The sequence below is a fragment of the Micromonospora sp. CV4 genome (genome assembly GCF_003667455.1).
GTDB lineage: Bacteria > Actinomycetota > Actinomycetes > Mycobacteriales > Micromonosporaceae > Micromonospora.
The window spans coordinates 1-22,828 of record NZ_RCVI01000314.1 but is presented as its reverse complement, the minus strand read 5'-3'; the positions used below and the strand labels follow the sequence as shown (position 1 = coordinate 22,828).

20 protein-coding genes and 1 pseudogene are annotated in these 22,828 nt (G+C 71.7%); 8 read left to right on the top strand and 13 right to left on the bottom strand.

Annotation, left to right across the window (positions count from 1 at the left end; genetic code table 11):
• Positions 1 to 7: 7 nt before the first annotated feature.
• Positions 8 to 787, bottom strand: a complete 780-nt coding sequence (locus EAD98_RS22150) for a phosphodiesterase (RefSeq protein WP_121655940.1) — start codon at positions 785 to 787, stop codon at positions 8 to 10.
• 202 nt (positions 788 to 989) lie between these two features.
• Here EAD98_RS22150 and EAD98_RS22145 point away from each other — a divergent pair, with 202 nt between their 5' ends.
• Complete coding sequence (locus EAD98_RS22145) at positions 990 to 2,411, top strand: diguanylate cyclase (protein WP_121655939.1); 1,422 nt, start codon at positions 990 to 992, stop codon at positions 2,409 to 2,411.
• A 165-nt stretch (positions 2,412 to 2,576) separates the two neighbouring features.
• Here EAD98_RS22145 and EAD98_RS22140 read toward each other — a convergent pair whose 3' ends face one another.
• Together EAD98_RS22140 and EAD98_RS22135 are read right to left on the bottom strand one after the other, a co-directional pair.
• Positions 2,577 to 3,635, bottom strand: coding sequence for an aspartate-semialdehyde dehydrogenase (locus EAD98_RS22140; protein WP_121655938.1), 1,059 nt, complete (start codon positions 3,633 to 3,635; stop codon positions 2,577 to 2,579).
• 5 nt (positions 3,636 to 3,640) lie between these two features.
• Positions 3,641 to 4,906: an aspartate kinase gene (locus EAD98_RS22135; protein WP_121655937.1), complete on the bottom strand. Its 1,266-nt coding sequence runs from the start codon at positions 4,904 to 4,906 to the stop codon at positions 3,641 to 3,643.
• Positions 4,907 to 5,162: 256 nt separating this feature from the next.
• Between EAD98_RS22135 and EAD98_RS22130 the strand changes: the two genes are divergently transcribed.
• The gene (locus EAD98_RS22130) at positions 5,163 to 5,954 is read left to right on the top strand and encodes a hypothetical protein (protein ID WP_121655936.1); all 792 of its coding nucleotides are present in this window, start codon (positions 5,163 to 5,165) and stop codon (positions 5,952 to 5,954) included.
• An 84-nt stretch (positions 5,955 to 6,038) separates the two neighbouring features.
• Positions 6,039 to 6,569: a nitroreductase family protein gene (locus tag EAD98_RS22125; RefSeq protein ID WP_121655935.1), complete on the top strand. Its 531-nt coding sequence runs from the start codon at positions 6,039 to 6,041 to the stop codon at positions 6,567 to 6,569.
• A gap of 5 nt (positions 6,570 to 6,574) precedes the next feature.
• Here the strand turns inward: EAD98_RS22125 and EAD98_RS22120 are convergent, their stop codons facing one another.
• Entirely contained in the window at positions 6,575 to 7,561 is a 987-nt protein-coding gene (locus tag EAD98_RS22120) for an ArsR family transcriptional regulator (RefSeq protein WP_121655934.1), read from the bottom strand.
• 78 nt (positions 7,562 to 7,639) lie between these two features.
• Between EAD98_RS22120 and EAD98_RS22115 the strand changes: the two genes are divergently transcribed.
• Together EAD98_RS22115 and leuA are read left to right on the top strand one after the other, a co-directional pair.
• Positions 7,640 to 8,911, top strand: coding sequence for an MFS transporter (locus EAD98_RS22115; protein ID WP_121655933.1), 1,272 nt, complete (start codon positions 7,640 to 7,642; stop codon positions 8,909 to 8,911).
• Between the two features lie 237 nt (positions 8,912 to 9,148).
• Entirely contained in the window at positions 9,149 to 10,900 is a 1,752-nt protein-coding gene (leuA, locus tag EAD98_RS22110) for a 2-isopropylmalate synthase (RefSeq protein ID WP_121655932.1), read from the top strand.
• Between the two features lie 45 nt (positions 10,901 to 10,945).
• Here the strand turns inward: leuA and EAD98_RS22105 are convergent, their stop codons facing one another.
• Entirely contained in the window at positions 10,946 to 12,442 is a 1,497-nt protein-coding gene (locus tag EAD98_RS22105) for an MFS transporter (protein WP_121655931.1), read from the bottom strand.
• A gap of 107 nt (positions 12,443 to 12,549) precedes the next feature.
• Here EAD98_RS22105 and EAD98_RS22100 point away from each other — a divergent pair, with 107 nt between their 5' ends.
• A complete protein-coding gene (locus EAD98_RS22100; RefSeq protein ID WP_121655930.1) occupies positions 12,550 to 13,206 on the top strand; it encodes an HNH endonuclease family protein in 657 nt (218 codons plus the stop codon).
• Positions 13,188 to 13,673: a hypothetical protein gene (locus tag EAD98_RS22095; protein ID WP_121655929.1), complete on the top strand. Its 486-nt coding sequence runs from the start codon at positions 13,188 to 13,190 to the stop codon at positions 13,671 to 13,673. Before EAD98_RS22100 ends, EAD98_RS22095 begins: the two co-directional genes overlap by 19 nt.
• Before the next feature lie 70 nt (positions 13,674 to 13,743).
• On the opposite strand, the gene EAD98_RS22090 is transcribed toward EAD98_RS22095, so the two are convergent.
• The 7 genes from EAD98_RS22090 to EAD98_RS22060 form a co-directional block, all read right to left on the bottom strand.
• Positions 13,744 to 14,844, bottom strand: coding sequence for an ABC transporter ATP-binding protein (locus tag EAD98_RS22090; protein ID WP_121655928.1), 1,101 nt, complete (start codon positions 14,842 to 14,844; stop codon positions 13,744 to 13,746).
• Complete coding sequence (locus EAD98_RS22085; RefSeq protein WP_121655927.1) at positions 14,841 to 15,827, bottom strand: ABC transporter ATP-binding protein; 987 nt, start codon at positions 15,825 to 15,827, stop codon at positions 14,841 to 14,843. Before EAD98_RS22085 ends, EAD98_RS22090 begins: the two co-directional genes overlap by 4 nt.
• Positions 15,828 to 15,939: 112 nt before the next feature.
• Entirely contained in the window at positions 15,940 to 16,899 is a 960-nt protein-coding gene (locus EAD98_RS22080; protein ID WP_199723496.1) for an ABC transporter permease, read from the bottom strand.
• A 65-nt stretch (positions 16,900 to 16,964) separates the two neighbouring features.
• On the bottom strand, positions 16,965 to 17,972 hold the full coding sequence (locus tag EAD98_RS22075) for an ABC transporter permease (protein ID WP_089018573.1): 1,008 nt from the start codon (positions 17,970 to 17,972) through the stop codon (positions 16,965 to 16,967).
• A gap of 98 nt (positions 17,973 to 18,070) precedes the next feature.
• The gene (locus EAD98_RS22070; protein ID WP_121655926.1) at positions 18,071 to 19,744 is read right to left on the bottom strand and encodes an ABC transporter substrate-binding protein; all 1,674 of its coding nucleotides are present in this window, start codon (positions 19,742 to 19,744) and stop codon (positions 18,071 to 18,073) included.
• A 402-nt stretch (positions 19,745 to 20,146) separates the two neighbouring features.
• Positions 20,147 to 20,740, bottom strand: a complete 594-nt coding sequence (gene recR, locus EAD98_RS22065) for a recombination mediator RecR (RefSeq protein ID WP_074315222.1) — start codon at positions 20,738 to 20,740, stop codon at positions 20,147 to 20,149.
• A gap of 8 nt (positions 20,741 to 20,748) precedes the next feature.
• Complete coding sequence (locus EAD98_RS22060; RefSeq protein ID WP_233578266.1) at positions 20,749 to 21,057, bottom strand: YbaB/EbfC family nucleoid-associated protein; 309 nt, start codon at positions 21,055 to 21,057, stop codon at positions 20,749 to 20,751.
• Positions 21,058 to 21,282: 225 nt separating this feature from the next.
• On the opposite strand from EAD98_RS22060, the gene EAD98_RS22055 reads away from it, so the two are divergent.
• Complete coding sequence (locus EAD98_RS22055) at positions 21,283 to 21,963, top strand: DUF998 domain-containing protein (RefSeq protein ID WP_121655924.1); 681 nt, start codon at positions 21,283 to 21,285, stop codon at positions 21,961 to 21,963.
• Here the strand turns inward: EAD98_RS22055 and EAD98_RS22050 are convergent.
• Positions 21,960 to 22,828: pseudogene (locus EAD98_RS22050) on the bottom strand (hypothetical protein); the annotation flags it as partial. The gene EAD98_RS22055 and the pseudogene EAD98_RS22050 overlap by 4 nt on opposite strands.

The following is a 22,828-nucleotide window of genomic DNA, read 5'->3' as shown; positions in this document are numbered from 1 at the left end:
CCCGTCCTCAGAAACCGCACGTCTGGCCGGCGGAGTGACTCACCTGCACCGTGTGCGTCACGCAGCCGCCCGGCTCGACCGCGTGCAGCAGGAAGGCGGTCGGCTCGGCGACCCAGCCGATCAGCTCGTCGGCGCTCAGGGTGAGCGTGCTCTGCCGCCAGGTGCTGGGCGCCACGGTGAGCACGGTGCCGGCGTACCCCGTGGTGACCGGGCGGTGCAGGTGCCCGGCAGCGACCCGCACGACGTGCCGGTGCCGGCCGATCACCTCGGCCAGCGCGTCGCCGTCGGCGAGCCGGATGGCGTCGGCCGCCGGGATGCCGACCGCGACCGGCGGGTGGTGCAGGCAGACCATCGCGGGCACGTCGGGTCGCCCGGCCAGCACGCCGTCGAGCCAGCCGAGCTGCTCCTCGCCGAGCTGGCCGCCGTCGCTGCCGGGAACGAGCGAATCGAGCACCACGACGGTCGCCGCCTCGTGATCGACGTGGTAGTAGGCGGAGAACCCGCCGCCGAGCCAGGGCGTGCCACCGAAGGCGTCGAGCAGCGACTCCCGGTCGTCGTGATTGCCGGCGACCAGGTGCACCGGCAGCGGAAACCGGCCGATCAGCTCGCGTAGCGCGGCGTACTCGTCGGGTCGCCCGTGGTCGACCAGGTCGCCGGTGATCACCACGCAGTCCGGTCGGGGCCGCAGCGCCAGCACCCGGCCGAGCGCGCGGTGCAGCCCGGCGGCCGGCTCGGCGGCGAGCACGCCGGTGGTCAGGTGGGGGTCACTGAGCTGGGCGATGAGCATGGGCTCGCCTCCTCGGTGCCGGAAGCTCCACGCTATCGCCGGCCGGCGCCGTCCGGGGACCCGCGCCGCCCACAGGCTGTGTCCACAGCCTGTGGATGGCACATGTGTACGAAGCCCGGTCGGCCCTCGGGCGGCCGTGGGTACGCTTGATCGTGCGGCTTGGCGCCGGCCGGGCCCCTCCCCTACCTGGAACGACGTGCGAGTGGATCATCAGCGAGTCATCCGTGACGTCACCGTCCGCCTGCCGATGGCGTCGAGCGCGCAAGAGGCCTGCCGGTGGACGGTCACCGCGCTGTCCCGCCACACCCCGGCGACCATCTCCGTGCTGCTCCAGGTCCACGACCGGCTGCGCTGCGTCGCGGCGACCGGCGCGTGGCAGGTCTTCGCCACCGTGCCGCCGGGGACCGGGATCGTCGGCCGGGTGTACGCGACCGGCGCCGCGGCCGTCGTTCCGGATGTCACCGCCGACCCGGACTACCTGCCGATACGCCCGGACGTGACCGCGGAGCTGTGCGTGCCGGTGCTGGATCGGTCCGGCCGGGCGATCGGCGTGCTCGACCTGCAGTGGAGCGGGCCGGTCGACCTGGCGCCGTGGCGGGAGACCGCGCAGCGGCTGGCCGCCCAGCTCGGTGCGCGGATCGTCGCGCTCGGCGGCCCTCCGGCGGAGAGCCGCAGCGAGAAGCTGCTCCGGCACGCCGCCGCGCTCTCCTCCGCGCCGACCGAGTGGGATCTGATGGGCGTGGCGAGTTGCGCCGCTCGGGAGGTCTCCACCCTCTCCACCGCGGTGCTGCTGATCGCCGGCCCGGAGGGCGCCCTGCTGGGGCCGTCGCCGCTGGTCCCGGGCGAGCTGGAGACCCGCATCCGGGCCGAGCTGACCGAGGCGGGCCCGACCACGCTGGGTCGGATGGTCGATCGGGCGCACCGGTACGGCGCCGGGTACACGCTGGGCGAGGCGGATCAGCCGCCGACCGAGGACTACCGGCCGTTGACCCGGGCCGGGGTGCGCACGCTGGTCGCCGTTCCCGTCGGGCCGGTGGACGCGGGCGGGGTGCTGCTGGTCGCCGACGAGCGGTTGCTGCGCCCCGACCCGACCACGGTCAGCCTGATGGAGCTGCTCGCCGGGCAGGCCTGGACCAGCCTGGACCGGCTGCGCACGCTGGCCCGGCTGCGGGAGCAGGCCAGCTCCGACCCGCTGACCGGGCTGGGGCACACCGGCCCGTTCGGGAGGCGGATCGCGGCGGCCACCCCGGGACGTACGGCCCTGCTCGCGATCGACGTGGACGGGTTCAAGACCGTCAACGACACGTACGGCCACCAGGCCGGCGACCGGGTGCTCGTGGGGCTGGCCCGGGCGCTGGAGGGGGCGCTGCGGCACGGCGACGAGTTGTACCGGATCGGCGGCGACGAGTTCGTGGCGGTGATCGAGGTGAGCCGCCCGGAGGAGGCGGTCCGGATCGCCGAGCGGCTGACCGAGGCGGCTCGACGCACCGGCCGCACGATCAGCGTGGGCGTCGCGCTGCCCCGCCCCGGCGAGTCTCCCGACCGCACCCTCCGCCGCGCCGACCAGGCCCTCTACGCCGTCAAACGCCAGGGCCGCGACGGCGTACACCTAGCCGCCGCCTAACCAACCCCCGCCCACGCAACCCCACACCGCCCCGTCCCACCCCACTGCCGTCGATCATGGACTTGTGGTGCTTCCCAAGAGGGCTTTCATCCGCACATAGCGCCCACCACAACCCCATGATCGACACGGGCAGCGGTCGCGAGGCCTCCGCGGATCCCCGGGGGGTTACGGGGTCAGGTCCTTGGCCAGGAGTTCGGCGATCTGGGCGGTGTTCAGGGCCGAGCCCTTGCGCAGGTTGTCGCCGGTGATGAAGAGGTCGAGGGCGCGTGGGTCGTCGAGGGCGCGGCGGATCCGGCCGACCCAGGACGGGTCGGTGCCGACGGCGTCGATCGGCATCGGGAACTCACCGGCGGCGGGGTCGTCGACCAGGATCACCCCGGGGGCGTTGCGCAGCGCCTCGCGGGCGCCCTCGGCGTCCACCTCGGTGGCGAAGACCGCGTGCACGGCCACCGAGTGGCCGGTCACCACCGGCACCCGGACGCAGGTGGCGGAGACCTTCAGGTCGGGCAGGCCGAGAATCTTCCGCGTCTCGTTGCGGACCTTCATCTCCTCCGACGACCAGCCGCCGTCGGCCGGCGAGCCGGCCCAGGGCACCACGTTGAGCGCCAGCGGCGCCGGGAACGGCCCCAGGTCGTCGCCGACCGCCTGTCGCACGTCACCGGTCCGCGAGCCGAGCCCACGACCACCGGCGACCTTGGCGAGCTGGTCGTGCAGGATCTCCACGCCGGCCTGGCCGGACCCGGACACCGCCTGGTAGGAGGCGACCACCAACTCGCGCAGGCCGTACTCGCGGTGCAGCGGGGCGACCGCGACGATCATCGCGAGGGTGGTGCAGTTGGCGTTCGCGATGATGCCTCGGGGCCGGTTGCGGACCTGCTCCGGGTTGATCTCGGGGACGACCAGCGGAACGTCCCGGTCCATGCGGAAGGCGCCGGAGTTGTCGACCACGATCGCGCCACGGCCGACGGCGACCGGCGCCCACTCGGCGGAGACGTCGTCGGGGACGTCGAACATCGCCACGTCGACGCCGTCGAACGCCTCCGGGGTCAGCGCCTGGACGACGAGCTCCTCGCCCCGGCAGCGCACCCGACGCCCGACCGACCGTTCCGAGGCGAGCAGCCGGATCTCACCCCAGACGTTGCGACGCCCGGTGAGCAGTTCACACATCACGGTGCCGACGGCACCGGTCGCTCCGACCACGGCGAGGGTGGGCAGCGCCGTCATCGGCGCTACCTACCCGTCCCCGCGTAGACCACGGCTTCGGTGTCGCCACCCAGCTCGAACGCGTCGTGGATGGCGCGGACCGCGGCATCGAGGTCGGTGTCCCGGCAGACCACGGAGACCCGGATCTCGGAGGTGGAGATCATCTCGATGTTGACCCCGGCCGCGCCGAGGGCGGCGAAGAAGCCGGCGGCCACACCGGGGTGCGAGCGCATGCCGGCGCCGATGAGCGAGACCTTGCCGACGTGGTCGTCGTAGAGCAGGCCCTTGAACTTGACCGCCTCCTGGATCTTGCTGAGCGCGGCCATGGCGGTCGGACCGTCGGTCTTGGGCAGGGTGAACGAGATGTCCGTCCGGCCGGTGCCCTCGGTGGAGACGTTCTGCACGATCATGTCGATGTTGATCTCGGCACCGGCGACCGTGTCGAAGATCCGCGCGGCGGCACCCGGCTCGTCGGGCACCCCGACGATCGTGATCTTGGCCTCGCTGCGGTCGTGCGCGACCCCGGTGATCAGTGCCTGCTCCACGGAAAGGTCCTCCATCGATCCGGTGACCATCGTGCCGGTGTTGGTCGAGTATGACGAACGGACGTGGATCGGCAACCCCGCCCGGCGGGCGTACTCCACGCTACGCAGGTGCAGAACCTTCGCGCCGCACGCGGCCAGCTCCAGCGTCTCCTCGTAGGTGATCTGCCGGATGTGTCGGGCGTTGGGCACGATCCGCGGGTCGGCGGTGAAGATGCCGTCGACGTCGGTGTAGATCTCGCAGACGTCGGCGTGCAGCGCGGCGGCGAGCGCGACGGCCGTGGTGTCGGAGCCGCCGCGGCCCAGCGTGGTGACGTCCTTGGTGTCCTGCGAGACGCCCTGGAAGCCGGCCACGATGACCACCGAGCCCTCGTCGAGCGCGCCCTTGAGCCGCCCGGGGGTGACGTCGATGATCCGCGCGCGACCGTGCACCGAGGTGGTGATCACGCCGGCCTGGGAGCCGGTGAACGAGCGGGCCTCGTACCCCAGGTTGTGGATGGCCATGGCCAGCAGCGCCATGGAGATCCGCTCCCCGGCGGTGAGCAGCATGTCCAGCTCACGGCCCGGTGGCAGCGGACTGACCTGGTTGGCCAGGTCGAGCAGCTCGTCGGTGGTGTCCCCCATCGCGGAGACCACCACCACCACGTCGTCGCCGGCCTTGCGGGCGGCGACGATGCGCTCGGCCACCCGCTTGATGCGCTCGGCATTGGCGACGGAGGACCCGCCGTACTTCTGCACCACGAGTGCCACGACGGTGCACTCCCTCCCAGTGACCCTGAGCGTGCCGACGCCGCCGGAACCGGGGCCGGCGGCGCGTGTCAGACCCCTTGAGGGTATCCGTCGGGTAACGACGCCGGGTCAGGTGATCCCACCATCCGGCCCGACCGGCACGTCCGGGCCTGGTCGGGCAGGTCGGCGGTACGCCGGGACGCCCGGGCCCGACACGCCGGAGCGGGCCGGTACGTGCCGGTCCCCACCAGCCACCGCCAACCACCAGAATGAGCCGGTGCCCGTCCTCCTCCGTCCGGCCGTCCGCGTGCTCGGTCCGCTCGTGTTCGCCCTGCCGGGATGCCTGGTCGCCTGCGCCAGCGCGCAGCCCCCACCTCCGCCGCCGACCGACACCGTGCCGGTGCAGGTCGACGCAGCCCGGGACGAGTTGGCCGCGCTCGCCGCTGCCGCCCAGGACCGGCACCTGGTGGCGCAGTACGTGTACAGCCGCAGCGGCCAGCCGGACCGGACCGTCGTGTTCACCAGCGCGAACGACGGCAGCTGGCGGGTCGACGTGCCGGGTGGCGCGCTGGGCGGCACCGTCGACATCTCGCTGGCCGCCACCGCCGACGGGCTGTTCCAGTGCGCCCTGCCGTCACCCGGTCGGGTGGAGCCGGCGAGCTGCGTACGCGTCGGCGAGCGCGACGAGCCCCTCCCGCGCCGGCTGGATCCCCGCGTCCAGCACCCGTTGACCGACTGGCTGGACGTGCTCACCGACCGGCGTGCCCCGCTCGCGGTCGCCCCGGCGGGCGCGCCGGAGGGACTGACCGGCACCTGCTACTCGGTGGACTCCACGTCGGCCTCGCTCAACGCCCCGCTGGACGTCGGCATCTACTGCTACGACCAGGACGGCACGCCGACCGGTGTGCGGACGGGGACCGGGACGCTGCGGCTGGCCGGGACGCCCGGCCCACCACCGGCCGCCGTGCAGTTGGCCGGCCCGGTGACGGACGGCGAGGCGCTCGGCACCGCGGCTCCACCGACGCCGACTCCTGACCCGTCGGACAGCCCGAGCGCGGGAACGCCCTGATCTTCGTCCCGTTACGGGTGCTCTTGACCACATTCTCGCGGCCCCCCTTCAGGGGCGAATCACCCATACAGGACGATCTGGCGCATGGCCGACCTCACCCCGCTGCTCGCCTACCGCTGGAGCCCACGGGCCTTCGACCCGAGCGCCGAACTGACCGCCGAGGAGTCCGCCTCGCTGCTGGAGGCCGCCCGCTGGGCGCCATCGGCGGAGAACGGGCAGCCCTGGCGGTTCGCCCTCGGCCACCGGGACGACGAGACCTGGAAACGGATCCTGATCAACCTCCCGGACAGCGACCAGGGCTGGGTCCGGCACGCCGCGACCCTGGTGGTCGGCGCCCACACCGGCGGTGACGCCGAGCGGGCCGCGTACGACCTGGGTCAGGCGATCGCCCACCTGACCGTGCAGGCCACCGCCCTCGGCCTGCACGTGCACCAGCTCACCCGCTTCGACCGGGCCGGTCTCTCCACCGAACTGGACCTGGCCGGCGGCGTCCGTCCGCTGGTGGTCGCCGCCATCGGCCGACTCGGGGACCCGTTCACTCTCCCGACCGAGCTGTGTGCCCTGGAGACCGGCCTGCGGCACCGCCGTCCGCTGGCCGATCTGCTGCTCGCCTGACCGGCTCACCCGCCGCCGCTGGCTCGGAGCAGGACCCGCGCGGCGTCGGTGTTGCGGTAGAGGACGTGTCGACCCTGCCTGAACCGGGAGACCAGGCCCGCGGCGTGGAGCGCGGCCAGGTGCTGAGAGACGTTCCCGGCGGACATCCTGGCGAGTCGGGCGAGGTCGGTGGTGGTCGCCGACGTGTCGAGCAGGTGCAGCAGCGCGGCCCGGCCGGGGCCGACCACACGCGCCAGCGGGTCGCCGGACGGCGTCGCGGTCGCCTCCCAGAGCGTCCCGACCGCCCGGACCGGGTACGCCCCGGCCGGCAGCGAGTCCTCCAGCAGGTTCCACAGCACCCGCCGCTCGGTGAACACCGTCGGGTTCAGCGCCAACCCACGACCGCGCAGGTCGAAGTCCCGCTCGAACGGGTCGTCGCTGACCACCCGGTCACCGAGCCAGCGCAGACTCGGGTGGAGCTGCTCGAAGAACCGACCGGCGCCGCTCTCGGCGAGCTGGGCGGCGCGGTACGCCACGTCGGCGTCGAGCAGCGCCCGCATCCGTGGCCAGTCCGGGGCGATCGCCTCGTCGTACCAGACCCGCACCGCGTCGACGAGCTGCGGCAGCAGCCCTCGGGGATCGGCGAGCAGCGCCCGCCCGAACGGACTGAGCGGCCGGCGCGGGGTGGTCGCCAGCAGATCCTGGACCACCACGTGCGGCGGCGTCGCCGCGATCTGGTCGAGCTGCTCGGCCATCTCCACGTTCGGTCGGGCCGCCGGCGTGAGGAAGTCGGGCAACGGGCAACCCCGCCAGGTCAGCTCCACCAGCGGTCGGACCCGGACGGCCACCTCGGGGCGACCCAACGTCACCCGGGCCCGGTCGATCCAGGGCAGGTGCACCGCGTAGCGGACCGGGTCGGCCAGCGCCCACATGCTCAGGACCGTCTCGTTGGCCGGCGACACGGCGAACCGCACTCCCGCGACGTCGGCCAGGCTGAACCGCAACTCGGACACACGCACCCCCGGGCGCAGGATTCGGCTCAGCCTAAAAGACTCGACCGGGGCCATGGGGGCAGGGTTCACTTCGCGGCCATGGGGGCCAGAGAGAGCGTTCGCACCGTCGTCCGACACGTCGTACCGCCCGCCGGGCTGACCCGCGCGCTGGCCGTGCAGGCCATGGTCTACGCCGTCGGCAGCGGCCTGTTCCACGCCGGCAGCGCGGTCTTCTTCACTCGGGCGCTGGGGCTCAGCGCCGCCCAGGTGGGGCTGGGTCTGTCCATCGCGGCAGGAGTGTCGCTGCTCGGCACGGTGCCGCTGGGCGGGCTCACCGACCGGTACGGACCGCAGCGGGTCTGGACGGTCGGACTGGTGCTGAACGCGGCACTCTTCGCGACGTACCCGTTCGTGGGCGGCTTCGCGAGCTTCCTCGCCGTCGTGGTGGCGCTGGCGGCGGTGGACGCGTCGACCGGTGTGGCCCGGCAGGTCTACTCGATCAACGCGCTCCCACCGGCCGAACGGGTCACGGCGATGGCGTACCAGCGTTCGTCGTTGAACGTCGGCTTCGGGCTGGGCGCGGTGATCAGCGGCCTGGTGCTGGCGGTGGACACGATCGAGGCGTACCGGGGAATGGTCTGGTTCATCGCGACGGTGATCCTGGTGACGGCCATGTTCGTACGACGACTGCCCCGACTACCGCAGGTGACCCGGCCGGTGGAGCCGATGGGTCAGCTCGCCGTACTGCGGGACCGGCCGTTCATGGCGGTGTCCCTGCTGTCCGGGCTGCTCACCTCGCACGGGGTGCTCTACCTGACGGTCATGCCGCTCTGGATCCTCACCCACACGGACGCCCCGAAGACGGTGATCGCCGCCCTGGTGCTGCTCAACACGGTCCTGATCGTGCTGCTCCAGGTGCGCGTCAGCCGGGGTGCCGACACCGCCGCGGGCGCGGCGCGGGCCTCCCGCCGTGGGGGCCTGCTGATCGCCCTGTTCTGCCTGCTCCTGCCGATCTCCGGGGTCACCCGGGGCGGGCTCACCGTCGTGGTGCTGGTGGCCGCCGCAACGCTCCTGATCCTGGCCGAGCTGATCGAATCGGCGGGCACCTGGGGGCTCACCGCCACCCTTCCGCCGGACGACCAGCGCGGCGCGTACGTGGGGGCGCTGCGGCTCGGCGAGCAGGTGCAGTACCTGATCGCCCCGGCGGGGCTGACCGCGCTCGGGGTGACCACCGGCGGTTGGGGCTGGTACCCGACGGCGGCGATCTTCGTGCTGGTGGGGCTGGCGATCGTACCCGCGGTGACCTGGGCCCAACGGACGCCGAGGCTGGGTTCCCAGGACCCGGAGCCAACCATGACGCCGGTCCCATAGTCCGGACCCACCTTCCCACCCCTCGTTCCATCACGTAGGGTGACCTGGTCATGTGGCAGGCGCTTCTTCTCCTTAGCCGCCGCGACGAGGCCTAACCGGCCGGCACCTCGTCGCGGAGTCGCATCGCGCCGTCCAGCACATCTGAGTTTCCTCTCGGCACCGCCGCGCACCGTCGCCCGGCAACTCGCCGACACCTTCCGATCTGCTGACGCCACATGTTCCAGGGAGCACTCTGAGATGGCTCAACCTGTCACCGACGCTGACACCGATCCGATCGCCCGGCAACGCCCGAGCCGGATGCCGTACCACCGCTACCAGCCCTACCGCGAGCAGTTCCGGGTCGACCTGCCGGACCGCAGCTGGCCCACCCGGCACGTCGACGCCGCGCCGCGCTGGTGCGCGGTGGACCTGCGGGACGGCAACCAGGCGCTGATCGACCCGATGTCGCCCGAGCGCAAGCGGCGGATGTTCCAGCTGCTGGTCCAGATGGGCTACAAGGAGATCGAGGTCGGCTTCCCGTCGGCCAGCCAGACCGACTTCGACTTCGTCCGGCAGCTCATCGAGCAGGACATGATCCCGGACGACGTGACCATCCAGGTGCTCACCCAGTGCCGGGAGCACCTGATCGAGCGCACGTTCGAGTCGCTGCGCGGGGCGAAGCGGGCGATCGTGCACTTCTACAACTCGACCTCCACCCTCCAGCGTCGGGTGGTCTTCGGCCTGGACCGGGACGGCATCACCGACATCGCCACCTCCGGCGCCCGGCTCTGCCAGAAGTACGCCGAGATCCACACCCCGGACACCGACATCCACTACGAGTACTCGCCGGAGTCGTACACGGGCACCGAGCTGGAGTACGCGGTGGAGGTGTGCGCCCGGGTGATCGACGTGATCGACCCGACGCCCGACCGGAAGCTGATCATCAACCTGCCGGCCACGGTCGAGATGGCGACGCCGAACGTGTACGCCGACTCGATCGAGTGGATGCACCGGCACCTGCCACGCCGGGACAGCCTGGTGCTCAGCCTGCACCCGCACAACGACCGGGGCACCGGTGTGGCCGCCGCCGAGCTGGGCCTGCTCGCCGGCGCGGACCGGATCGAGGGCTGCCTGTTCGGCAACGGCGAGCGCACCGGCAACGTGGACCTGGTGACGCTGGGGCTCAACCTGTTCTCCCAGGGCATCGACCCGATGATCGACTTTTCGAACATCGACGAGGTCCGGCGGGCCGTCGAGTACTGCAACCAGCTGCCGGTGCACGAACGCCACCCGTACGCCGGCGACCTGGTCTACACCGCATTCTCCGGCTCCCACCAGGACGCGATCAAGAAGGGCTTCGACGCCCTCACCTCCGACGCGGTGGCCGCCGGCGTACCGGTGGACGAGCACACCTGGGCGGTGCCCTACCTGCCGATCGACCCGAAGGACCTGGGCCGCACCTACGAGGCGGTCATCCGGGTCAACTCGCAGTCCGGCAAGGGCGGCGTCGCGTACATCATGAAGAGCGAGCACCAGCTGGACCTGCCCCGCCGGCTCCAGATCGAGTTCTCCGGCGTGGTGCAGCAGGTCACCGACCACGACGGCGGTGAGGTCGACCCGGCCGCCATGTGGGAGATCTTCGCGACGCACTACCTGCTCGACCACCAGCCCGACCCGGCCGTGCGGCTGGCCGGCTACACGATCGGCACCACCGACGGCAAGGTCGAGATCGAGGCCCAGGTCGGCGTGGGCGCCGAACAGCGGTCGCTCGCCGCGGTCGGCAACGGCCCGATCGACGCGTACGTCAACGCGCTCCAGTCGGTCGGGGTGGGCGTCCGGGTGCTCGACTACCACGAGCACGCGCTGTCCTCCGGCGGGGACGCGCAGGCCGCCGCGTACGTGGAGTGCGAGGTGGACGGCCGATCGGTCTGGGGCGTGGGCACCGACGCCAACATCGTCACCGCCTCGATCAAGGCGGTCACCAGCGCCGTCAACCGCGCCCGCGGCTGAGCCGACTGTCCGGGAAGGGAAGGGCCTCCGGTCGGGGGCCCTTCCTCATTTCTTCGGGGGTGTGGCGGCGGGCAGCGAGTGGCAGGGCTGCGACGGCGGGGCCGAGCGGGGTGGTCGGTGGACCAGGACGAGGGCCAGCACCGCGCCGGTCAGCAGCAGGCCGGCGCACCAGACCATCGCGCCCCGGAACGCGTGCGTCAGCTCGGCCTTCTGCTCGTACCCGGCACCGGTGAGTCCGACCAGCAGCGGCAGCGCGGCCACCGCGAGCAGGCCACCGGCCCGGGACGCGGCGTTGTTGAAGCCGCTGGCCACGCCGGAGAACCGGTCCTCCACAGCGGCCAGCACCGACGCGGTCAGCGGCGCCACCACCAGGGTCAGCCCGAGGCCGAAGAGCAGCACCCCGGGCAGCACGTCCCGCCAGTACGACGCGCCGGGGCCGACGCCGCGAAGCAGCAGCAGACCGGCGGCCGCCACCACCGGCCCGACGGCCAGCGGCAGTCGCGGGCCGATCCGCGCCGACAGCGCGCCGGCCCGGGCGGAGCCGATCAGCAGCAGCACCGTCATCGGCAGCAGCGCGATGCCGGTGCGGAAGGCGGACCACTGGACCACGTTCTGGAGGTAGACGGCGAAGAAGAAGGTGAAGCCGCCGAGCGCGGCGTAGACCACCACGGTGAAGATGTTCAGCACCGAGAAGAGCCGGCTGCTGAACAGCCCGGTGGGCAGCATCGCGGTGTCGGCGCGCCGCCGTTCCAGCAGCACGAAGGCCACCGCGGCCAGCACACCGACCAGTGCCGCGACCACCACCGCGGCCGAGTCGAAGCCGCGCGCCGGCGCGTCGATCAGGGCGTACGTGACGCCGGCGAGCGCGAGCGCGCCGAGCAGCGCCCCGGCCACGTCGAACCGGCGTCGGGTCCGGCCCGGCCCCTCGGTCCGGGAGGCGTTCTCGTCCCGGCTCTCCGGCACCCAGCGCAGCGCGGCCAGCAGCACCAGCACGGCGATCGGCAGGTTGAGGAAGAAGATCCACCGCCAGGACAGCGCGTCGATCAGCCAGCCACCGATGAACGGACCCAGCGCGGTGGACACGCCGGACAGCCCGGCCCAGGCGCCGATCGCCCGACCCCGGTCGTCCGGGTGGAAGCTGGCCTGGAGCACGGACAGCGATCCGGGGGTGAGCAGAGCGCCGCCGGCGCCCTGGAGGAACCGGGCCGCGATCAACCAGCCGGTGCCCAACGCCAGCCCGCAGAGCACCGAGGCGGCGGTGAACCAGACCACCCCGATCAGGAAGACCCGTCGCCTGCCGAAGCGGTCCCCGAGCGCGCCGCCGAGCAGCACGAACGCCGCCAGCATCAGCAGATAGCCGTTGACGGTCCATTGCAGATCCGCCACGTTCGCGCCGAGGTCCTGCCCGAGCTTCGGCAGCGCCACGTTGACGACCGTGCTGTCGAGGAAGACCATGCCGGAGGCGAGCACCGCGGCGAGCAGAGTGCCTCGGCCGGCGGGGGTCCCCATCCGCAGCGCGGGCGCCGGTACGGGTGCGGTCATCCCACCAATCTGCCTTGCAGCATGTGGGAGACGCCACGAAACGCCGAAACCATGCCCGGGTACTGTGCGCAATCGCCGGGAGACCGCAAGCTGGAGAGGTGTCGTCTGTGCGTACCAGATCAGGACCGCGCGCGGCGGTGGCCGCGCTCGTCGCGGCGCTGGCGCTCGGCGTGGCCGGTTGCGTCCCGCCCGATGAGCCGGACACGCCGCCACCGAGTGGCGGCAGCAACGCCGTCGAACAGTTGGGCCAGCTGACGGTCGCCAGCGCCGGCTCGATGAAGGGCTACAGCCGCCAGCACTTCCCACACTGGCGGGACACCGGCAAGAACTGCGACGTGCGGGACACCATCCTGAAGCGCGACGGCAAGGACGTGAAGCTCTCCGGCTGCAACGTGGTCGGCGGGCGCTGGGAGAGCGTGTACGACGGTCGCAGCGCCACCGATCCCTCCGACGTGGACATCGACCACATGGTGCCGTTGGCCAACGCGTGGCGGTCGGGCGCCGACGAGTGGAACGACGCGAAGCGTGGCGATTTCGCCAACGACACCACGCGGCCTCAGCTCATCGCGGTTTCCGCGTCCTCCAACCGGGCAAAGGGTGACCAGGACCCGTCCCAGTGGAAACCGGCGAACCGGTCGTACTGGTGCCAGTACGCCGAGAGCTGGGTGACGGTCAAGCACCACTGGCGGCTGACGGTGACCAGCGCCGAGAAGGCCGCCCTGACCGAGATGTTGGAGGGCTGCACATGGGCGAACAAGCCGTGACGGGCGCTGGTGGAACCCCCGCCCCGGAGCAGACGCCGGCCGCGGGCGACGCGGCGGCGGCCGGCAGCGCGCCGGCCGGACCGGCGACCGCGGGCATGACCGTGGACGGCAGCACCGGCACCGCCGGCACGGTGCCCGGCGCGGGGATGAGCGCGGACGGCCCCAACCCGCCCGACACCGCGTCACCGGGCGCCGGCATGGATGCGGACGCGGCCAGCGGCGCCGTGCGTACCGCGGACATCGTCCCGGGGCCGGGCGGGGTGATGACCGACGAGGTGGGTGTGGTGACCGGGGAGCTGACCCTGCGCACCAGCTACGCCGACGGCCGGGTCACGCTCGGCGTGCAGTACAAGGACGCGGACGAGTGGTACGCGGTGACCGGCGGCTCGGTGCCGCTGCCCGACCCGGCCGGTCTGGACGCGGTGCACGGCGTCGCGGTGGCCCTGCTGCACCGCCCGGAGGGCTGAGCCGCCCGCCGACGCTCGTCGAGCCGTACAGCCCAGGGGCCGTCCTGCGACAGGACGGCCCCTGGCTGCGTCACGGGGTCGGGATCAGCTCGCCCGGCGGGTCGACCGGGCCGGTGCCCTCGGTCGGGCGGACCAGCTCCACCTCGACCTCGTGCGGCCGGATCCGGCCGGCGGCGATGTCCTCGGCGAAGTGGCAGGCCACGCGGTGGCCGCCGACCACGTCGCGCAGCGCCGGACGCTCGTCGGCGCAACGGGTCGGCTGCGCCCACGGGCACCGGGTGTGGAACCGGCAGCCCGACGGCGGGTTGGTCGGCGAGGGCAGGTCGCCGGCGAGCAGGATCCGCTCCCGGCGGTCCTCCACCAACGGGTCCGGCACCGGCACCGCGGACATCAGCGCCCGGGTGTACGGGTGCATCGGCTCGCGGTAGAGGTCGTCGCTGGACGCCTCCTCCACCAGCCCGCCGAGGTACATGACACCCACCGTGTCGGCGATGTGCCGGACCACCGCCAGGTCGTGCGCGATGATCAGGTACGTCAGGCCGCGCTCGTTCTGCAGGTCCTCCAGCAGGTTGAGCACCTGGGCCTGGATCGACACGTCCAGCGCGGAGACCGGCTCGTCGGCGACGATCAGCTCCGGGTTGAGCACCAGTGCCCGGGCGATGCCGATCCGCTGGCGCTGGCCGCCGGAGAACTCGTGGGGGTACTTGCCCAACGCCGACGAGGGCAGGCCGACCGCCTCCAGCGTCTCGCGCAACCGCCGGTTCGTCTCCGCCTTGTCGCCGGCCAGCCCGTGCGCCTTGAGCCCCTCCACCAGCAGCGACTCCACCGACTGCCGGGGGTCCAGGCTGGACAGCGGGTCCTGGAAGATCATCTGCATCCGACGGCGGGCCTGTCGCATCGCCTCGCCCTTGAGCGAGCGGACGTCGGTGCCGTCGAAGATGATCTCGCCGTCGGTCGGTTCGACCAGCCGCAGCAGGCCACGGCCCAGCGTCGACTTGCCGCAGCCCGACTCGCCGACCAGGCCGTACGTCTCGCCCTTGCGGATGCTCAGCGACACGCCGTCCACCGCGTAGACGTAACCGACGGTGCGGTCGAAGAGCAGGCCGCTCTTGATCGGGAAGTGGACCTTGATGTCACGCAGTTCGACCAGAGGTCCGGTCTGTTCGGTCATCGGACCGCCACCTCCTCGGAGACGGGGTTGTTGCAGCGGAGGTCGCCGCCGGTGGCGGTGGGTTCGAGCGGCGGAGGCCCTTCCAGGCACGCGTCCACGACGTTGTCGCAGCGCGGCGCGAAGGCGCACCCCTCGGCCCACGGGATGTTGTCGGAGACCGACCCGCGGATCGCGTGCAGCCGCTCACCACGCGGTGAGTCGAGCCGGGGCACCGAGTTGAGCAGCCCGTGCGTGTACGGGTGCCGGGCGTGCGCGAACAGCTCGTGCCGTCGTGCCCGCTCGACGACCTTGCCGCCGTAGAGCACGTTGACCGTGTCGCAGAGCCCGGCCACCACGCCCAGATCGTGCGTGATCATGACGAGCGCGGTGCCGGTCTCGTCGACCAACTGCTTGAGCAGCGTGAGGATCTGCGCCTGGATGGTCACGTCGAGCGCGGTGGTCGGCTCGTCGGCGATCAGCAGCCGGGGCTTGCAGGCCAGCGCGATGGCGATCAGGGCGCGCTGGCGCATGCCGCCGGAGATCTGGTGCGGGTACTCCGAGAGCCGCCGCTGCGGATCCGGGATGCCGACCGCGTCGAGCAGGTCCCGGGCCTCCCGCAGCGCCTGCTTGCGATCGCGGCCCTGGTGGCGCTCCAGCACCTCGGCGACCTGGACTCCGATCGGGATGACCGGGTTCAGCGACGAGAGCGGGTCCTGGAAGATCATGCTGATCTCCCGGCCCCGCCGGTCGCGCATGTCGTCCGGCCGCAGCTTCAGCAGGTCGGTGTCCTCGAAGAGCACCTCACCGGTGACCTTGTTGCCCCGCTTGGGCAGCAGGCCCATGATGGCCAGGCTGGTCACGCTCTTGCCGCAGCCGGACTCACCGACCAGGCCGACGGTCTGCCCCGGCTCCACGGTGAAGCTGACCTTGTCGACGGCGGTGAAGGGCCGCTCGCCGCGTCGCTGGAACACCACGCTCAGGTCACGGACGTCGAGCAGGCTCATCGGGTCACTTCCTCACTGCACTGGTGCTTCGCCCGCGACCGCGGAGCTCGCAAGCTCACTCCGCGCGCTCGTCGCTGGCGCTCGTTGGTCGTGCCGCTCGCTCGCACCGCCGTCACCGCCGGTTCTTCGGGTCGATCGCCTCGCGCATCGCCTCACCCAGCAGGGTGAAGCCGAGCGCGACCACGATGATCGCCAGCGCCGGGTAGTAGGCCAGCTCCGGACGGACCTCGAAGTAACGCTGACCGTCCACGCCGAGCATCAGGCCCCACTCGGCCCGGTTGATGTCCGGGTCGCCGAGGCCCAGGAAGGAGAGCGCCGCGGCGTCCAGGATGGCCACCGCGAAGGTCAGGGTGGCCTGCACGATCACCGCGGTCAGCGAGTTGGGCAGCATGTGCCGCAGCACGATGTTGCGCTCCTTGACGCCGAGCGCGCGGGCGGCGAGCACGTGGTCGCTCTCCCGCTGGGCCAGCATCGAGCCGCGCAGCAGCCGGGCGAAGATCGGCACGCTCACGATGGCCACCGCGAAGATGACCGTCCACTGGCTCGACCGGCTGGCCATCGCGACCAGAGTGATCGCGAGCAGCAGGCTCGGCAGGGCCAGCATCACGTCGGTGAGCCGCATCAGCACCACGTCGATCCAGCCGCCGAATGCACCGGCGATCGCGCCGATCAGCACACCCAGCGCGAGGCCGATGAGGGTGGCGAGCACGCCGACGAAGAGCGTCTGCCGGGCGCCGTAGATCATCCGGGAGAGGAAGTCCCGGCCGAGCGGGTCGGAGCCGAGCGGGAACTCGCCGCTGGCACCCGGGATGGTGTCCACGGTGAGGTTCTTCGTCAGCTCGTCGAAGCGCTGCACCGGATCGTGCGGCGCGATCAGCGGAGCGAAGATCGCCATCAGGACGAACAGGCCCACGATGGTGGCCCCGACGATGGCGACGGGATTGCGTCGCAGCCGGCGTACGGCGTCCCGGAAGAGGCTGATGCCACCCCGGTCGGCCGCGCTGGCCCGGGCCAGCTCGTCCAGTCGCGCCTTCTTGCGGTCGCCGAGCAGGCCGATGCTGCGCTCGCTCATGCCGGGGCGTGGCTTGTCGTCCCCGGGACGGGGAGCCGGCGTGCCGGCCTGGGTGATCGGGTCACTCATCGCACACGCACCCTCGGGTCGATGAAGGCGTAGGAGAGGTCCACCAGCAGGTTGACCACCACGAAGACCAGCGCGGCGAGCAGGATGATCGCCTGGAGCACCGGGTAGTCCCGGCCGCCGCTGATCGAGTCGGTGATCAGTGTGCCGATGCCGCCCCAGTTGTAGACCTTCTCGGTGAGCACCGCGCCGGAGAGCAGCGCGCCGGTCTGCAGGCCGATGGTGGTGACCACCGGCAGCAGCGCGTTGCGCAGGATGTGCCGGCCGCGGATGGTGCGGTGCCGCAGGCCCTTCGCCTCGGCCGTCCGCACGTAGTCCTCGTTGAGCACGTCGAGCACGCTCGCGCGGGTGATCCGCACGATCACGGCGAGCGGGATGGTGGCGAGCGTGATCGCCGGCAGGATCAGGTGCCACAGCGCGTCGGCGCTGGCGTCGAACTCCCGGGTGAGCAGGCCGTCGAGCACGAAGAAGCCGGTGACGTTGGTGTTGTCCAGACCGGTGGTCAGCCGTCCGGACGGCGGGAACCAGTGGATGTTCTGCGTGAAGACGTCCTTGAGCAGGTAGCCCAGGAAGAAGATCGGGATCGAGATGCCGAGCAGGGTGCCGGCGATGGTGAGGTTGTCCAGGGACCGTCCACGCCAACGTGCGGCGAGGTAGCCCAACGGCACCCCGAGGCCGACCGCAATGATCATCGCGGCGAGGGCCAGCTCGATGGTGGCCGGGAAGGCACGGCTGATGACGTCGGTGACCGGGTCACCGGACCGGATCGAGTTGCCGAAGTCGCCGGTCACCACCCGCTGCATGAACTTGCCGTACTGCACCAGGATCGGCTGGTCGTAGCCGAGCGCCTTGGTCAGCAGGGCGCGGCGCTCGGGCGTCGCCCGCTCGCCGAGCAGCGCCTCGACCGGGCCACCGGGCAGGTTCCGCAGCCAGATGAAGATCAGCGCCGACAGCGCTATGAGGGTCACCACCAACTGCAGCAGGCGGCGGACTATGACTCGCAACATCTCTCACACACCAGACTCTCGATGGTCGCGCGATCGGCCCGGGCCGGGAGAAACCCCGGACCCGGGCCGATCACGCCTACGGCGTCAGCCGACAAACGTCACTTGCTGACGCTGACCGTGTTGAACCGCTCGTCGGTCAGCGGGCTGGCAACCAGACCCTTGACATCCTTCGTGACGACAATCGCCGGAGGGGCGTGCCAGACCGGCACGGCCGGCAGCCACTTGGCGGCGATGTCCTTGTTGACCTGCTCCCAGGCCGCCTTCTTGCCGGCCTCGTCGACCGTGGCGTCGGCCTTGGTGATGGCCTCGAACATCTCGGTCATCGCCTGATCGCCGAACTCGGCCTTCCCGCGGCCGAAGAACGTGCCGACGAAGTTGCCCGGGTCGTTGTAGTCACCGGTCCAGCCGAGGATGTGCAGGTCGTGCTTGCCGAACTGCTGCACGTCGTCCTTGAAGCCACCGTTCCACGGGCGAGGCACACCGTTGACCTTGATGCCCACGGCCTGGAGGTCGTTGGCGAGAACGGTGAAGATCTCCTGCGGGTTCGGCATGTACGGCCGGGTGACGTCCGGCGGGTAGTAGAAGTTCAGCGTCAGACCCTCGGCGCCGGCCTCCTTGAGCAGCTGCTTGGCCTTGTCCGGGTTGTACTCGTACTTCTGCACGTCCGGGGCGTAGCCGAGCACGGTGTCCGGCATGAACTCGTCGGCGACCTTGGCGCCACCCGGGCCCTTGGTCTGCACCAGCTGCTGGCGGTTGAGCGCGTAGGCGATCGCCTGCCGCACCCGCAGGTCCTTCAGCTTCGGGTTCTTCTGGTTGATGCCCAGGTAGAGGATGTTGAACGCCGGGCGGTTGACGACCTGGAAGCCCTCACCCTCGAGCGCCTTGCGGTCGGCCGGGGCCGGGAAGTCGATGCCCTGCACGGTGCCGGCCCGGAGCTCCTGCTTGCGGGTGCTCTCGTCCTTGATGATCTTGATGATCATCTTGTCCACCTTGGCCTTCTCGCCAAAGTAGTCCGGGTTGCGGTTCAGGGTGATCTCGTTCTTGGCCTTGTCCCAGCCACCGAAGGTGAACGGGCCGGTGCCGACCGGGTGCTCGTTGGCGAACGCGCTGTACGAGAACGAGTCACCGTTCTGCGTGACCGTGTTGGCGTCGTACTTCTTGAGCGCCTCGGGGCTCGCGATCGACAGCGAGGTCAGCGCGAAGGCACCGGGGAAGGCCCCCTTGTACCTGTTCAGGGTCAGGACGGCGGTCCCGTCGTCCTTGGCCTCGCACTTGTTGTAGATCGACTCGCCGGCGCCCTCGGCCTCGTTCTTCGCGAACCCGCCGAAGGTGTCCATGTAGTAGATCATCTGGGACTGGGCGGCAGCGCCCTTCATGTTGTACCAGCGGTCGAAGTTGAAGCAGACCGCGGCGGCGTTGAAGGGGGTGCCGTCGTGGAACTTCACGCCCTGGCGCAGCTTGAACGTCCAGACCTTGCCGTCCGGGTCGTGCTCCCAGCTCTCGGCCAGGCCGCCCTGAAGCTCGGCGGTGCCCGGCTTGTGGCTCACCAGGGTGTCGAACATCTGCCGGACCGGCCGGAACGACTCACCGTCATCGTTGAAGATGGGATCGAAGTTCTTCGGGTCACCGGCACCCGCGAAGATGAAGGTGCCGCCAGTCTTGGCCTCGCCACTGTCGCCGTCGCGCTCGCTCTCCGCGCAGCCGGCCGCGCCGACCGCCAGAGCGGCAACGGCCGCGATGGCCACAGCCGTTTTTAGCCTTCTCGCCTGCATCTCTCACCTCTGTCATGCGCATGACCACGCCGAGTTGTGGCTCGGTCCGTGTGCGGGAGGCTATGACATGTCACACGTGAGCGGAACGGCCGTCAGGCAATCGCTATCAAGCCGACACCTTGCGCGGGGGTCTGACAGTCGACGGCACGGCGCATACAGGGGGCGACACATTGATCCGCGCGAGGCCGGGGCCCCACGACGGGGCGGCGTCGTCCTGGACGGCGTGCTGTTCGCGGGCGTGCGCGCCCACCGGTGGACGCCGCCATGGCCACCCTCACCGGGCGGTCGCTGTCGGGAGCGGTATACCTGTGAGTCATAAATATGCCTCACAGGTATACCGCTCACCGGCGACCCATGCCGGGCATCGCCTCGTCGGCTTGCGGCACCCCCGGGGGTACGAGATCAGACCGCCCGGCGCCCCTCGAACGCCCGGCCGAGGGTGATCTCGTCGGCGTACTCCAGGTCACCGCCGACCGGCAGCCCGCTCGCCAGCCGGGTCACGGCGATGCCCATCGGCTTCACCATCAACGCCAGGTAGGTGGCGGTCGCCTCGCCCTCGGTGTTCGGGTCGGTCGCCAGGATCAGCTCGCGCACCGCGCCGCCGCTCAGCCGGGTCATCAGCTCCCGGATGCGCAGATTGTCCGGCCCGATCCCTTCCAGCGGATTGATCGCGCCGCCGAGCACGTGGTAGCGGCCGCGGAACTCACCGGTCCGCTCGATGGCCACCACGTCCTTGGGCTCCTCCACCACACACAGCACCTCGTCCGTGCGGCGTGGGTCGCGGCAGATCCGGCACTGCTCCGACTCGGCCACGTTGTAGCAGGTCGTGCAGAACCGCACCAGCTCCTTGACCTTGCGCAGAGCGCCGGCCAGCCGGTTGACGTCGGCCGGATCCGCCGACAGGACGTGGAACGCGATCCGCTGAGCGCTCTTCGGGCCCACGCCCGGCAGCCGACCCAGCTCGTCGATCAGATCCTGGATGGCACCTTCGTACATCTGCCGGCTCAGAAACCGGGCAGGCCGAGGCCGCCCATGCCACCGGTGACCGGTCCCATCTTGCGCTCGGTCAGCTCACGCGCCGCCTCGGCGGCGTTGTGCACGGCCGCGACGACCAGGTCCTCCAGGGTCTCCACGTCGTCCGCGTCAACGGCCTTCGGGTCGATCTTGATGGCCTTGAGCTCCCCGGAACCGGAGACGGTCGCAGTGACCAGCCCACCGCCGGCGGTGCCGGTCAGCTCGGCCTCGGCCAGCTCGGCCTGGGCGGCGGCGATCTGCTGCTGCATCTTCTGCGCCTGCTTCAGCATCTGCTGCATGTTCGGCTGTCCACCTGGGCGCACGGATGGCTCCTTCTCGCACTCGTCTGCTCGGCCGCCGCCCAGCCTATCCGCTGGGACCGACCTCGCCCCGCCCGGTGCGTCCGCCCACGCCGGGGCGGATCACCGTCGGCGTGGAGCTGCGACGGGTACGGCTACCACTACCCGGAACCGGCCATCTGCGGGTAGTGCGCCGACCGTCACGGCACTGGTCTGCTCGTGGACATGAACCTCAACCGCACCAGTCGGGTCGGCGCGCTGTGCTGGGTGTCGGCCGCACCGCTCTTCCTCGTCGCCAACCTGGTCACCGGTCTTGGTTGGCGCCACCCGTCCTACAGCTGGGCCATCCACAACATCAGCGACCTCGGCAACGTCCACTGCGGCATCTGGGACAGCAGCCGTCCCCGCTACGTCTGCTCGCCCTGGCACCCGCTGATGAACGTCGCGACCATGACCACCGCCGTGCTGCTCGCCGCCGGGCTACTGCTGACCTGGCGAATCCTCGGTCACGGTGGGGTGGTCCGGTCGGCCCAGACGCTGCTCGTGCTGGCTGCCGGCGGGTACGCCCTGGCAGCCGTCCACCCGGCGGACGTCGACGAGAACCGGCACGTCCTCGGCGCCTTCCTGATCATGGGGGTGGGCAACCTCGGCCTGCTCCTCGCCGGGCTGGCGCCGGGCACCACGATGCTCGGCCGGTGGCGACCGCTCACTCTCACCGCCGGGCTGACCGCGCTGGTCGGGACGGTGCTGTTCTTCGCCCAGCAGGGTCTCGGGATCGGGGTGGGCGGCATGGAACGGGTCGCCGTCCTGCCCTTTCCGCTCTGGGCCTGCTGCCTCGGTGTCCTGCTCGCCGAGGCACCCTCCGGCCGGGCACAGCGCACCCGGCCGGTGGCGCAGAGCCGCTAGCGGGCGTCGACCTCGTCGATCTTCTCGGCGCCGAAGGTCTCGCGGAGCAGCCGTACCGCCTGCTCCTCGCTGGACTCCCGGGCGGTCTTCTCGTCGATGACCTCGTCCAGCGGCTCGTCGCCCGGGTCGAACCCCTCGTAGGTCGGCGTGGTCGCCGGCGCCGCAGCGCCCGGCCGGGCGCCGCGCAACGGGCCGTCGAAATCCGGGTCGTAGGGCGGTTCGCCGGCCCATTCGGCGTCCGCGGTGGGCCGGGCCGCCGCTCCGGTACGCGGACCACGCCCCGCCGCTGCCGCGCGGGCGGCGGCGATGGCGCTGCTCACCGGTGCACCGCCGGTGGCCGGCTGGCGGGCCGCCGGCGTCGGGTTGGCCCGCGCGGTCGGCTTACCGCCGCCGGTCGGCGTGGCCGGGCTGCCGCCGTTCGCGCTGGTGTCGCTTCCACCCGTGCGGCCCTGGTCCGTGCTGTTCGCGCCGGTGCCCGTTGCACCCGTGCGGCCCTGGTCGGCGCCGTTCGCGCCGGTGACCGTTCCACCGGTGCGGCCCTGGTCGGCGCCGGTCGCGCCGGCCGGGGCGGGTGCCGAGCCGGAGCCGGCCGGTGGGGTGTCGGCCACGGCGGTGACACCGCCCGGCCGGGCGGCCTCCGGCCAGTCCTCGTCCTCGGTGGCCGTGGCGGCGGGCGCGCTGCCACCGGGGAGGGCCGCCTCCGGCCAGTCGTCCTCGGCCTCGGCCGGCGGGGCCGACCCGGACGGCTGCCCGCCGGGCTGCCGACCCGCACCGCGACCGCTGGACGCGTTCCCGCCCGCACCCGCGCCGGTGGGAACAGCGGGACCGCCCGGCGCGCCGGGCAGGCCGGCACGGGCATCCGGAC